The organism is Nonomuraea sp. NPDC003709 (assembly GCF_040610775.1).
Classification (GTDB): Bacteria; Actinomycetota; Actinomycetes; order Streptosporangiales; family Streptosporangiaceae; genus Nonomuraea; species Nonomuraea angiospora_A.
In genome coordinates this window covers 16388-29399 of the sequence record NZ_JBEXMW010000024.1, presented here as the reverse complement: position 1 = coordinate 29399, position 13012 = coordinate 16388, and the positions used below count along the sequence as shown (strand labels likewise).

Here is a 13012-nt window from a genome sequence, read left to right as displayed (position 1 = left end):
TACAAACCAACAGGTGCGGTATGGAAAACGTGACCCCGTCATTTCGCGCCCGGCTAGATCTTCACGGTCGCGGACAGGCGCGGATCGGCCGCGTGGCGGCCCGCCTCGACCGTGTGAACGCCCTCGACGGTCCGCCAGCCGCCCTCCTCCCAGACCTGGAAGGTCCGCTCGGGCAGGAACACGGTCGTGATCACGGTCTCCCCGGGCGCCGCCTCGACCACGTCGAACCCGGCCAGCGCCCTGTCGACGTACACCTGCACGACCTCGCGGCCCGGGCGGTCGCCGGTGTTGGTGACCGCCACCGTCACGCTCGTGCCCTCGGCCGCGATCGAGTCGTACGACCAGGTGGTGTAGCCCAGGCCGTGCCCGAACCAGAACGCCGGCGCGCGGCCCGTGCGCTCCCACGCCCGGTAGCCGATCGAGGTCCCCTCCTCATAGGCCACCACACCGTCCACCGGCGTCACGTCGGCCACGGGAGCGTCCTCCAGCCGCCGCGGCCACGTCGTGGGCAGCCGCCCGCCCGGCTCGGCGTCCCCGAACAGCACGTCCGCCAGCGCCGCCCCCGCCTCCTGCCCCGGGAACCAGGTGAGCAGCACGGCCGCCACCTCCTCCGCCCACGGCAGCTCGACCGGCGAACCCGCGTTGACCACCACGACGGTGCGCGGGTTGGCCGCGGCCACCGCGCGGATCAGCTCGTCCTGCCGCCCCGGCAGCCTGAGGTCCGCGCGGTCGAAGCCCTCGCTCTCCACCTCGGGCGTGGTCGCGGCCACGACCACCGCCACGTCGCACTCCGCCGCCACCCGCACGGCCTCGGCCATGAGCTCGTCCTCGCCGGGGCCGGGGTTCGCGTGGCCGGCCGTGAAGGACACGAACGCCATCCCGCCGAACGCCCCGGCCGGGTGCGTCACGACCACCTCGTACGCCTGCCCGGCGGCCATGGGCAGGCTGATCCGCCGCTCGGGCGGCGACAGGAACGCCATGGCGGGGTCGTCGCCGTCCGGGCCGATGCTCTCGTCGAAGACGCTCTCGCCGTCGACGGTGACGGTGAAGGCGCCCACACCCGCGACCGACAGCTGGTGCTCGCCCGAAACGTCCGGTGTGTACGTGGTACGCAGCCGGACCGCCGCCAGCCGGTCGCCGTCCACGCCCGGCGGCAACTGGCCGATCCACCGCGCCTCGGCCGTGGCCAGCGGCTGCTCCGACAGCACCGCGCCATCGGCGTCCAGGAAGGCGGCCGTGGCCGGGCCGGGGAGCGGGGACAGGCGGATCCGGGGGTCGGTGCCGAGCGCGTACCGGACCTCGGCCCGCTCGCCGAGCCCCTGCAGCGGCGAGACGATCCGGCCCGGGAAGACCTGCGCGCTCCCGCCGCCCATGACGCGCGCCTCGGCGGCGGCCGCCCCGATCAGGGCGATGGTCCTGATCTGCCGGAACGGCAGGATGCCGTCGTTGGTGAGCAGCGTGCAGCCGCGCGTGGCCACCTCACGCGCCAGCGCCACCCCGTCGATGGCGGGGCGCTCCTCGATGGGTGGGGGCTCCGCGCCGTGCAGGGCCCCGACGCGGTGGGCCAGGCGCAGGATGCGGCGCACCCGATCGTCCACGACCGACTCGGGCACCCGCCCCTCCCGTACGGCGGCCTCCAGCCTCTCTCCCCACGGCCCGTGCGGACCCGGCATCGCCACGTCGGTGCCGCCCAGCGCCGCGGCCTCGGTCGTACGCACCGCCGTCCAGTCCGACACCACGAACCCGTCGAACCCCCACTCGCCCTTCAGCACCCCGTTCACCAGCTCGGCGTGCTCGGTCATGGTCGTGCCGTTCACCGAGTTGTAGGCGGTCATGAGGCCCCACGCCCCGGCCCGCACCACCCGCTCGAACGGCCGCAGATAGACCTCGCGCAGCGCCTTCTCGCTCACCCGGACGTCCGCGGTGAAGCGGTCGGTCTCGAAGTCGTTGGCCACGAAGTGCTTCGGGGTGGTGGCCACCCCGCCCTCCTGGACACCCTCGACGTACGCGGCGCCGATCTCGCCCGTCAGGTACGCGTCCTCGGAGAAGCACTCGAAATGCCGGCCGCCGAGCGGGGAGCGGTGCAGGTTGATCGTGGGGGCGAGGAGCACGTGCACGCCTTTGCGCCGGGCTTCCTGGGCCAGCAGCCGGCCCGCCCGGCGGACCAGGTCCACGTCCCAGGTGGCGGCCAGCGCGGTCGAGCTGGGCAGCGCGATCGAGGGATCGACCGCGCTCCACTGCTCGCCGCGTACGCCGATCGGGCCGTCGCTCATGACGAGCCGATCGAGGCCGATCTCGGGCAGCGGCGGGAGCGACCACATGCCGGCCCCGGTGAGCAGGCGGACCTTGGCGCCGAGGTCGAGCCGGGCGATGAGTTCGTCGAAGTCCACGAGCCCAGTCTCCACCAGCTCGCGCGGGGCTCAAATGAGGCTCACGCGGGGGCTCAGAGGGGGCTCACGGGAGCTCAGACGGGGCTCACGCGGGGGGCAGACGGGGCTCACGCGGTGGCCTCAGGCGGTGGCTCAGGTGGGGCTCAAGCAGGAGGCTCAGGCGGTGGCGAAGAACTCCAGGAGCTCGGGCACCAGCGCCTGCGGGGCCACGTTGTGCGCCTGGCCCTCCAGGACCCGCCGTACCGCGCCCGGCACGGCCGCCGCGACCGCCAGCCCCGCGTTCGACATCCACCCGGGGCTGTCCTCGCCGTTCAGCACCAGCGTCGGCTGCCTGACGGCGGCCAGCCGCCCGGCGGGCAGCGCGTTGCCCGGCCCCAGCACGGCGGCCTCGTAGGCGAGGGTGTGGGCCAGCGCCTCCACCTGCGCCCAGGACGGCTGCGCGCGCATCGCGGCCACCGCCTCCGGCGGCGCCTCGGCCGCCTCCACCATGAACCGCTCGACGGCCTCGCCCCGCCTGCCCGCCCTCACCAGCGCCTCCAGCCGCGCGGCGAAGTCGTCCGGCAGCGGGGGCGCGCTGTCGTCCACGTGGTACGGCGGCTCCCACAGGGCCAGCTTCGTGACGGCCGGGTTCCGCACCGCGGCCTCCAGCGCCAGCGCGGCCCCCGACGAGCCCCCGAACACCATGGCCGACCCGCCCGCCGCCTCGATGACCGCCGCCAGATCCTCGATCTCCCGCTCGACCGCGTACGGCTGGGTGTCCCCGCTGTCGCCGCGCCCCCGGCGGTCGTAGTCGTACACCGTGAACCACGGGGCCAGGGCGGCCGCAATGCCGGCCGGCGTGACGTGGCCCCGCACCCCGAACGCGCCGTGGACCAGGACGACCGCGGGCCCCTCGCCGCAGCTGTCGAAGGCGATGACGGTCCCGTCCGCCGAGATCGCCTTGCCGCTCAGGCGGCCGGCTGCGCCAGGCACAGCGCCTCCCAGTGGTGTCCGTCGAGGTCGGCGAAGCCGCGCTGGTAGCGGATGCCGTCCTCCTGCTTCACGCCCGCCGGGGTGGCGCCGAGCGCCAGCGCCTTGTCGACCAGCTCGTCCACCTGGGCCGGGTTCTCCATGCCCAGCACCAGGATCGCCTCCGTGGCCGTGTCGGCGGCGGCGATCTCCTTGGTGATGTACGAGCCGAACGTCGGCTCGGTCAGCAGCATGACCTGGGTCTGCTCACTGATGATCACCGACGCCATGCCCTCGGCCATGCCGAACAGGTTGAAGCCGAGTTCGGCGAAGAACTTCTTCGACCGCTCGAGATCCTTGACCGGCAGATTGACGAACAGCTGCATTTTCCTCATCCCTTCCTTCGATGTGCCTTCAGTCTGCCGATCGAAGGGGGTGCCGGTCTTGGATCTGGGTGCCAGGCGGATTGACGTTCAGCGCACGGTGTTCAGCACGGTGTTCAGGCGCCGGTATTCGGCGGGCGGCATCCCGTACGCGCTCTTGAAGAGCCTGCTGAAGTGGGCCGAGTCCGGCAGCCCCCACCGGGCCCCGATCTCGCTCACGGACCGGGTGCCACCCGATGCCAGCTCCGCGCGGCACCGCTCCAGCCGCCGCTGCCGGATCCAGGCGGCCACCGTGGTGTGCTCCGCCTCGAACAGCCGGTGCAGGTAGCGCACGGAGATGTGGTGCGCGGCGGCGACGGTGGCCGGGTCGAGGCCGATGTCGCCCAGCCGCTGCTCGATGAAGGCATGGATCTCCATCAGCAGCACGCGCTGCCGGGAGTCCTCCGGTAATGCCCGCGTCAGCTCGACGCGTTCGGCGACGGCGGTGCTGACCAGGTCGGTCACGATGCCCGACAGCCTGGCGGCGCTGCCCGGCCGGTACGTCTCGATGTCCTCGGCCACCCGGCGCAGCAGCGGCACGGCCAGCGCGGCGGCGCCGGTCTCGGCGGCGATGGGGACGGCGGCGAGCGCGTCCACGGCGCCGGACGGCAGCGCGAGCAGGTCGCGCGGGAAGCTGAACAGCGCGAGCCGCACCGCCGAGTCGTAGGCCAGCTCGTAGGGCCTGGTGAAGTCGTAGATCGTGAACTCGCCCCGGCTGAGCTGCGCGTCCCGCCCGTCCTGGGAGAGCCGCGGGCTGCCCTCCAGGGCCAGCACGACGCGGTACATCTCGGGGCTGCCGCTGTCGATCATGCCCGGGGTGCGGTGGACGCTGTGAGGCGTGGACGTACGGATCCGGCCGACGGTGACCGAGCCCAGCCCGCCGGTCACGATCTCGCCCCGCAGCGGGGCGCCGGGGGCGATCCTGCAGTCGAGCGGGCCGAGCGTGTCACACACGATGCTGCGCCAGGCGTCGTGACGTCGCTTGGCGGGCAGGTCACTCGTGCGGATCAGAACCGCCATGTCCGCTCCCGGGGTCGGCTGCCCGCCATGCTAACGCGCCGCATGAAGCAGGAGCCGAAAGCCCGGTTACGGTGCCGGGTCGTTGACCGTGCGGAAGGTCACTGACACGCGCCGTGTGCGCGGGACGCGGCCTGCCGTGGTGGGGTCGCTCTTGCGTGCGGCGATGCTGTGACGCCAGGTGTATCGGGCGGGTCCTGACATGACGCACAGGCTGCCGGGGGCGAGAGATATCGCCACCTTCGTACCGTCCGCAGGATGGGTGAAGTCCATGACGCAGGCGGAGCCCAGGGAGATCGCGGCGACGACCGGGCCGAAACAGGGCACGCAGTCGACGTGTGGGCTGATGCCCTGCCCCGGCCGGTACTCGTTGATGATCACTTGGTTCGCTTCGCTGTCCATGATTCCTTCGCGGACCAGGCGTACGGCCTGCTGCCGCGCCCATCCCGGGATCGGTGGAGCGGCGGCGATCAGGGGATCCCTCGCCACACTTCGGCGGCCGTAGTCGTAGCGGTGGCCGTAGTGCTGCACTCGTCTTCGCAGTTGTGTCGACCACTCGGCGGCGTCGAGGAACGAAAGCAACGACGCGCAGGCGTCGGGAGCGAGCCAGCCGGCGATGTAGCGCAATCCCGGCACCATCTCATCGCGAGATGCCGGCGGGAGGCCGTCAAAGGACAGTTGATCGAATGACTCCGGCATGCCGAAAACAGTAACCAGCCGTCAAAGGACTTCGAACGATTTTGCGGGGGCGGGGTCATGAGCGCGGCCGGGTATGGAGCAGCCCCGGGACCGTACGGGTCCCGGGGCCGGAGGTTGGGAGGTCAGGCCGTCTGGCGAGCCTCGATGGCCTGCTTGTAGAGGCGGCCCGCCCGGTACGACGAGCGCACGAGCGGCCCCGAGAGGACACCGGCGAACCCGATGGCCTCGGCCTGCGCCTGCAGCTCCACGAACTCCTCGGGCTTCACCCACCGCTCCACCGGATGGTGCCGGGGAGTGGGCCGCAGGTACTGGGTGATGGTCAGCAGGTCGGTGCCGGCCGCGTGCAGGTCGCGCATGGCCTCGACGACCTCCTCGCGCGTCTCGCCCATGCCCAGGATCAGGTTGGACTTGGTGACCAGCCCGGCCTCGCGGGCCGTCGTGATCACCGCGAGGGACCGCTCGTAGCGGAACGCGGGACGGATCCGCTTGAAGATTCGCGGCACCGTCTCGACGTTGTGCGCGAACACCTCGGGCCGGCTGGAGAAGACCTCTTCCAGCTGGTCGCGGTTGCCGTTGAAGTCGGGCACCAGCAGCTCGACGCCGCACCCGGGCAGCAGCCCGTGGATCTGGCGGGCCGTCTCGGCGTAGAGCCAGGCGCCGCCGTCGGGCAGGTCGTCGCGGGCGACGCCGGTCACGGTCGCGTACTTCAGGCCCATCTGCTGCACGGACTCGGCCACGCGGCGCGGCTCGTCGCGGTCGTACTCCTTCGGCTTGCCCGTGTCGATCTGGCAGAAGTCGCAGCGGCGCGTGCACTGGTCGCCGCCGATGAGGAAGGTCGCCTCGCGGTCTTCCCAGCACTCGTAGATATTGGGACAGCCCGCCTCTTCACAGACCGTGTGCAGGCCCTCCCGGCGCACGAGCGATTTCAGCTCGGTGTATTCGGGGCCCGTCTTCAGCTTGGTCTTGATCCACGGGGGCTTGCGCTCGATAGGGGTTTCGGCGTTACGCACCTCCAGGCGGAGGAGCTTTCGGCCTTCAGGGGCAACGGTCACGTTCTTAGCTTACGTCTCCCGGAAAAGCGGCCTGGCCGGGGGGTGCGGAGCTGTTGGTGTTCGATGCGACGCTGGTTACGCCATCGCCACAGTGCGTGTCGTCGCGCTGGGCCGGGGCCATCACCAAAACCTCCCACGATCAGTGGGCGCTGGCCCGCCGCGGCCAGGCCGACCACATCCGCGACCTTCAGGCCGCCATCGCCACGCTCATCCGTCGGCTGTCCCTGCCCGTCGGAAGGAAAGGAACCCGCAAGGAGCCGGGCGGCTACCGCTCCAGACAGGAGTGGTTCGCCAAGTCCCGCCGCCTGCACCTCCTGCAAGACCGGCTCAAGCGGCGGAAGGCTGACCACCAAGCCGGGCGGGTCCGCGTGGTGCGGGGCGGCAAACGCCTGGCCCGCACCCGGCACCACCTGGACGCCGCCGGACTCACCGAGTCCGAGTGGCGGAACCGGTGGCAGGCCGAGCGCTGGTTCCTGGCCGCCGACGGCGAGTCCGGCAAACGTCACGGCAACGAGACCATCCGCATCACCCCCGACGGCCAGGTATCGATCAAGCTGCCCGTGCCGCTGGCACACCATGCGAACGCGCCGCACGGCCGCTACGTGCTCACCTGCCGGGTGACCTTCGCCCACCGCGGGGTGGAATGGCGGGATCGCATCGAGGCCAACCGGGCCGTGGCCTACCGCATCCACCTGGACGCGCAACGCGGACGCTGGTACATCACCGCCTCCTGGCAGATTCCTCAAGCCCCGACCGTGCCCATGGCTACCGCACTCGCCTATGGCGTAATCGGCGTGGACACCAACGCCGACCACCTGGCCGCCTGGCGCCTGGACACCCACGGCAACCCGATCGGCAACCCCCGCCGCTTCACCTACGACCTGAGCGGGAACACCGGTCATCGCGACGCCCAGATCCGCCACACCCTGACCCGGCTACTGCACTGGGCCAGGGCCTGCGGTGTGCACGCCATCGCCATCGAAGACCTCGACTTCGAAGCCGACAAGACCCGGGAGAAACACGGCCGCCGCAAACGCTTCCGCAAGCTCATCTCCGGCATGCCCACGAGCAAGCTCCGGGCCCGGCTCACCTCGATGGCTGACCAGACGGGTATCGCGATCATCGCCGCCGACCCGGCCTACACCTCCCGATGGGGCGCCCAGCACTGGCAAAAGCCCCTCACCACCAAACGCACAACCACCCGCCACGACGCAGCCGCCGTGGCGATCGGCAGACGCGCCCAAGGACACCCGATCCGGCGACGGACGGCACCGCCCCCTGCCCACCGGAGCGATGGACAGGGGCATCGGACCGTCCAGGCCGGACCGGACGCTCGCGGGCGTGAGGGACCCCGCCCCCGCATCCCCGGACCACAGACACGATCCGTGCCGCCCGGACGCGGCGCGTACGCGGGCGACCAGAACGCTCATCACCGTCCGGAGCGTTCGGCTGAGCACGTGCCACTCACGCTCAGTCCATAGGAACGGTCAGGAGATGAGGCCGAAGCCGCGGATCGCGCGCGTGTAGTGGGCGAGCAGTTCGTCGTCGACGCGTTCGGACTCGCGCGTGCCGAGCAGCTCCGAGTGCGGGGGAGTGGTGAGCACCCCGTCGTCGGTGAGCCTGGAGCGGGCCAGCGCGCCCTGCCTGATGGCCGCCACGCTCTCGCCGCGCAGCGCCGCCGCCTGCATCGGCGCCAGGTAGCCGCCGCCGGCCAGCCCGTCGAGCTCGGCGAGGTCCTGTTCGGAGGCAACCCGCCGGGCCAGCTGCCGCTGCCGGGCCAGGGTACGGCTCTCGCCGGCGCGGGCCAGCCGGGTCAGCGCGTACCGGACCAGGAGCACGGGCCCGCCGAGCACCCGGCCGAGCATGCGGCCGAACATCCCCGCCACCTCGTACGTGGTCCCCGGGTGGTCCACGGCGCCCAGCGAGGAAGCCGCGATCTTGGTCTGCGCCTCCTGCCTGACCTGCAGTGGCTCGGCCCCCATCAGCGCGTCCCGCCACGCCTCCAGGGTGAGCAGCGCCCCGCTGACGACGAGCTCGTCGCCGGTCGGCACCCGCGCGTACGCCGTGGCCAGCAGGGCGACCCGCTGCTTGGGCGGCAGCGCCAGCCACAGCGGCAGCCCGATCATCAAGATGGGGGTACGCAGCGGGCCCACGCGGTCGTAGCGCGTCTCCGGGTCCAGGTCCAGGACGGCGACCTTGCGCGGCCGCCGGACGCCGACCAGGTCGGCCACGCGTTCCGCGGCGCCGTACAGCTCGGGCGCCGAGGAGCGGTTGAGCACCTCGGCGTCGGCGGGCAGGCCGCCCAGGCGTGGCCGCAGCGCCCACGCGATGGCCAGGCTCGCGCCGCCGAACAGCCACGCGAGCAGGGAGCCGGGGTACCCCAGGATCACCCACGCGCCCAGCGCGACGAAGCCGAGCGTCAGCAGGTGGACCAGAAGGGCGAGTAAGAGAGCGAGGACACGCTTCACACGGCTGATCGTAGGCCGCGGGTCATCTGCGGAGAAGGTCCTCTTCGTGGAGATCGTACGACTCCATGCCGAGGGCCTCCGCCAGCCGCTTCTCCGCGATCGGCATGACCTCCTCCACCACGATGCGGCGGCCGGTCTCGGCCGACAGCGAGGAGACGCCGACGTCGGGGATGCCGCACGGCGCGATGCGGTTGAACCAGCGGGGGTCGTTGGCGCAGTTGAGCGAGAAGCCGTGCATGGTGACGCCGCGGGCCACGCGCAGCCCGACCGCGCCGAGCTGGCGGTCGGGCAGGCCCAGGCTGGGATCGCCGACCGCCCAGACACCCCCGCGCCCCTGCACCTGTCTCGCCGTGACGCCGAAGTCGGCGCAGATCTGGATCAGGGCCTCCGCGAGGCGGCAGGCGTACGCGTTGACGTCGGTGATGCCGACGATCGGGTAGGCCACCAGCTGCCCGGGCCCGTGCCAGGTCAGCCGGCCGCCCCGGTCGACGTCGACGATCGGGGTGCCGTCGGCCGGACGCTCGTCCGGGGCGGTGCGCTTGCCCGCGGTGTAGACGGGCGCGTGCTCGAGGAACAGGACGGTGTCGCTCAGCTCTCCGGCGACCCGCTTGCCGTGCACCCAGCGCTGCAGCGACCAGGCCTGCTCGTAGGGGACGTCGACGCCGAGGCGGACGATGGCGAGTGCGTGGGGATCGTCCCCGTCGATGGGGCGCATGAGCCTATTGTGCCGGTCCCGCCCCCGCGAAGGGTAATCAGGGGGTAAGGAGTCGAGGCTCGATCCTGAACTCCTTGACCCCGCCGGCCCCGTCGCTCTCCACCCGGTACGCGTAGCCGCCCGGCTCGACGGTCACCGCCTGGATGAACTCGGTGCCCACGTAGTGGAGCCCCACGCCCTCGTCGGCGGCGTATCCGGACGGCAGCTCGCCGCCGGCCACCGACTCCTGCAGCAGCGGCCGGCGCTGCGGGTCGGAGTCGTAGTGGACGCCGCACGAATAGGGGAGCAGCGCCATCCCCTCGGCCCACACGCGCAGGTCGGGTCCGAAGGAGTCGGTGTTGCCGCCGACGTGCCAGCACAGCGCGCCCGCGCTCTGGCCGGAAAGCACCACCCCGGCCCGCCACGCCTCCTCGAACGCCTCGTCAAGGCCGTGCAACCGCCACAGGGCCATCAGGTTGGCCACACTGCCGCCGCTCACGTAGATCATGTCCTGTTCGAGCATCCACGCCCGGGGATCCTCGACATTGGGCATCGGGAACACGGTGAGATGGCTCAACTCGACGTCCCACCCGGCGAAGGCGCCGTACATCTTCAGGATCCAGTCGTCCGAGTCGCCCACCGCGGTGGCGACCAGGCCCAGCTTCGGCCGGTCCTGCCCGGTCAGGTCGAGGCCGTACCGCAGCAGCGCGCTGGCCTCGAGGAAGCTGTAGCGCCTGCTCGGGCGGAAGGATCCGCCCCCGATGGCGAGGATGTGTGACTGTCCTGACCGGCTCATGTCAAGATTCTCCCACCTGTTGAAGACGGACGGTTCACTACAGTACGGCGCTCAGCGCCTCGTCGAGGCGGGTATGGGCGAACACATAGCCGCTGTCGAGCAGCTTCCTCGGCTCGACGCGGTGGCCGGGCAGCAGCGCCTCGCGGGCGAACTCGCCGAGCCCCGCGGACAGCGCGAAGCCGGGCACCGGGATCGGCACCGTGCCCTTGCGCAGGGCTTTTCCGAGGGTGCGGGTGAATTCGGCGTTGGTCACGGGCGAGGGCGAGGTGAAATTGACTGGTCCTGTAATGTCACGATTTTTCAAGACATGCACTGCGGCCCCGACCCAGTCGTCCACGGCGATCCACGACCAGTACTGCTTCCCCGACCCGAGCGGCGCCCCCAGCCCGATCCTGAAGATCGGCAGCATCCGGCCGAGCGCCCCGCCCTTCTCGCTGAGCACCAGCCCGGTCCGCATCTGCGCGGTCCTGACCCCGGCCTCGCCCGCCCGCCTGGCCTCGCCCTCCCAGCGCCCGCACAGATCCGCCAGGAAGCCGCTGCCCTTCCCCTGGCTCTCGTCGATCACCCGGTCGCCGGTGTCGCCGTAGAAGTCGACCCCGGAGGCGGACAGGAGCACTTCGGGCTTGCCGGACAGCGCGCCGATCGCGTCCACGAGCACCCTCGTGCCCTGGACCCGGCTGGCGACGAGCTCCCGCTTGTACGCCGGCGTCCACCGCCGGTCGCCCACGGACGCGCCCGCCAGGTGCACGACCGCCTGCGCCCCTTCGAGCGCGGCCTGGTCGATCTCCTGCTCGGCCGGGTCCCAGAAGGCCTCGTCGGCTTCGCGCGGGCGGCGCCGTACGAGCCGGACGACCTCCCACCCCTCGGCCCGCAACGCCGGCACCAGCGCCGACCCGAGCAACCCCGACGCCCCCGTCACGATGATCGCCATAGCCCCACAGTACGCCCGCCCCACGTCACGGACGCGCCAGCCGCGCCAGGCCCAGGGCAGGCAAACGGCCGGGCGGCCCCGGAAGGGGAGCCGCCCGGCCGCAAACGCCAGGATCAGGATCAGGCGAGGCCGAGCTGGGCCTCGAAGCGGCCCTCCTCGAGACGGCGCTTGACCGTCGTGAGGAAGCGGGCCGCGTCCGCGCCGTCCACCAGACGGTGGTCGTACGTCAGCGCCAGGTAGACCATCGACCGGACCGCGATGACCTCGCCCTCAGGCGTGTCGATCACGACGGGCCGCTTGACGACGGCGCCGGTGCCCAGCATGCCGACCTGCGGCTGGTTGAGGATCGGCGTGTCGAACAGGGCCCCACGGCTGCCGGTGTTGGTCAGCGTGAAGGTGCCGCCGGTGATCTCGTCCGGCGTCACCTTGTTGGCGCGCGTGCGCTCGGCCAGGTCGGCCGTCTTGCGGGCCAGCCCGGCGAGGTTGAGGTCGCCGGCGTTCTTGATGACCGCCGCGATCAGGCCGCGCTCGGTGTCGACCGCGATGCCCAGGTGCTCGACGTCGAAGTACGTGACCTCCATGGTCTCGTTGTTGATCGTCGCGTTGAGCTTCGGGTGCTGCTTGAGCGCCTCGATGGCGGCCAGCTCGAAGAACGGCATGAACGACAGCTTCACGCCCTCGCGGCGCAGGAAGTCGGCCTTCGCCTGGTCGCGCAGCCGCGCGATCTTGGTGACGTCGACCTCGACCACCGTGGTGAGCTGCGCGGCCGTCTGCAGCGACTCGACCAGCCGCTTCGACATCGTCTGGCGAAGCCGCGTCATCTTCTCCGTGCGGCCCCGCAGCGTCGTGTCGACCTCCACGGGCTCGGGACCCGCGGCGATCGGCGCCTGCGCGGCGGGAGCGGCGGCGGGCGCCGGCTGGGCGGCGGCCGGAGCCGGAGCCGCGGCGGGGGCGGCCTGGGCCGCGGCGGCCTTCTCGCGCTGGGTCTTGGCGGCCTCGAGCACGTCCTGCTTGCGGATGCGGCCGCCGACGCCGGTGCCGTTGATCGCGTCGAGGTTGACACCGTGCTCGTTGGCCAGCTTGCGCACCAGCGGCGTCACGTACGGGCTCTCACCCGACGGCAGCGGCGCGGGCTCCGCGACCGGAGGAGCGGCCTGCGCGACGGGAGCGGGGGCCGCGACCGGGGCGGGCGCCGGAGCCGGGGCCGGGGCGGGCTGCGGGGGAGCCGGCTGCGGGATCGACGAGACCGGCGGAGCCGGGGCGGGCTCGGGCTCGGGCTGCGGAGCCGGCGCGGGGGCCGCCGCCGCCTCGGGCGCCGGGGCGGCGGCGGCCGCCTGGCCCTTCTCGTCGATGACGGCGAGCTCGGCCCCGACCTCGACCGTCTCGTCCTCAGCCACGACGATCTTCGTGAGGACACCCGCGGCCGGCGACGGGATCTCGGTGTCGACCTTGTCGGTCGACACTTCGAGGAGCGGCTCGTCGGCCTCGACGCGCTCGCCCTCCTTCTTCAGCCAACGGGTTACGGTGCCCTCGGTCACGCTCTCGCCGAGCTGGGGCATTTGTACGGAGACCGGCATCGTTATTCTTCTCTCGCG

12 protein-coding genes are annotated in these 13012 nt (G+C 72.1%); 1 reads left to right on the top strand and 11 read right to left on the bottom strand.

What is annotated here, in order from left to right:
- Positions 1–53 precede the first annotated feature (53 nt).
- From ABZX61_RS49930 to lipA, 6 genes are all read right to left on the bottom strand, one after another.
- Positions 54–2390, bottom strand: coding sequence for a glycoside hydrolase family 3 C-terminal domain-containing protein (locus tag ABZX61_RS49930; RefSeq protein ID WP_355206129.1), 2337 nt, complete (start codon positions 2388–2390; stop codon positions 54–56).
- 156 nt (positions 2391–2546) lie between these two features.
- Positions 2547–3362 (bottom strand): alpha/beta hydrolase, encoded by an 816-nt coding sequence (locus tag ABZX61_RS49925; RefSeq protein WP_355206126.1) that lies wholly within the window; start codon positions 3360–3362, stop codon positions 2547–2549.
- On the bottom strand, positions 3338–3733 hold the full coding sequence (locus ABZX61_RS49920; protein ID WP_355206124.1) for a VOC family protein: 396 nt from the start codon (positions 3731–3733) through the stop codon (positions 3338–3340). The genes ABZX61_RS49925 and ABZX61_RS49920 overlap by 25 nt, the downstream gene beginning before the upstream one ends.
- A 78-nt stretch (positions 3734–3811) precedes the next feature.
- Positions 3812–4780: a helix-turn-helix domain-containing protein gene (locus ABZX61_RS49915; RefSeq protein WP_355206121.1), complete on the bottom strand. Its 969-nt coding sequence runs from the start codon at positions 4778–4780 to the stop codon at positions 3812–3814.
- 66 nt (positions 4781–4846) lie between these two features.
- Positions 4847–5404: an alpha-ketoglutarate-dependent dioxygenase AlkB gene (locus ABZX61_RS49910; RefSeq protein ID WP_355206118.1), complete on the bottom strand. Its 558-nt coding sequence runs from the start codon at positions 5402–5404 to the stop codon at positions 4847–4849.
- Between the two features lie 194 nt (positions 5405–5598).
- Complete coding sequence (gene lipA, locus ABZX61_RS49905; protein WP_355206115.1) at positions 5599–6528, bottom strand: lipoyl synthase; 930 nt, start codon at positions 6526–6528, stop codon at positions 5599–5601.
- A 95-nt stretch (positions 6529–6623) separates the two neighbouring features.
- Here lipA and ABZX61_RS49900 point away from each other — a divergent pair, with 95 nt between their 5' ends.
- Positions 6624–8009, top strand: coding sequence for an IS200/IS605 family accessory protein TnpB-related protein (locus ABZX61_RS49900; RefSeq protein ID WP_355206112.1), 1386 nt, complete (start codon positions 6624–6626; stop codon positions 8007–8009).
- A gap of 6 nt (positions 8010–8015) precedes the next feature.
- On the opposite strand, the gene ABZX61_RS49895 is transcribed toward ABZX61_RS49900, so the two are convergent.
- The 5 genes from ABZX61_RS49895 to sucB form a co-directional block, all read right to left on the bottom strand.
- Positions 8016–8996, bottom strand: coding sequence for a M48 family metallopeptidase (locus ABZX61_RS49895; RefSeq protein WP_355206110.1), 981 nt, complete (start codon positions 8994–8996; stop codon positions 8016–8018).
- A 22-nt stretch (positions 8997–9018) separates the two neighbouring features.
- Positions 9019–9711, bottom strand: coding sequence for a lipoyl(octanoyl) transferase LipB (gene lipB, locus ABZX61_RS49890; protein ID WP_355206107.1), 693 nt, complete (start codon positions 9709–9711; stop codon positions 9019–9021).
- A gap of 37 nt (positions 9712–9748) precedes the next feature.
- Positions 9749–10486 carry a peptidase E gene (locus ABZX61_RS49885; RefSeq protein WP_350728838.1) on the bottom strand — a complete coding sequence of 246 codons (738 nt, stop codon included), beginning with the start codon at positions 10484–10486 and terminating at the stop codon, positions 9749–9751.
- A gap of 37 nt (positions 10487–10523) precedes the next feature.
- Positions 10524–11417 (bottom strand): TIGR01777 family oxidoreductase, encoded by an 894-nt coding sequence (locus ABZX61_RS49880; protein WP_355206103.1) that lies wholly within the window; start codon positions 11415–11417, stop codon positions 10524–10526.
- Positions 11418–11536: 119 nt separating this feature from the next.
- Positions 11537–12994 carry a 2-oxoglutarate dehydrogenase, E2 component, dihydrolipoamide succinyltransferase gene (gene sucB, locus ABZX61_RS49875; protein WP_355206100.1) on the bottom strand — a complete coding sequence of 486 codons (1458 nt, stop codon included), beginning with the start codon at positions 12992–12994 and terminating at the stop codon, positions 11537–11539.
- Between the last annotated feature and the right edge of the window lie 18 nt (positions 12995–13012).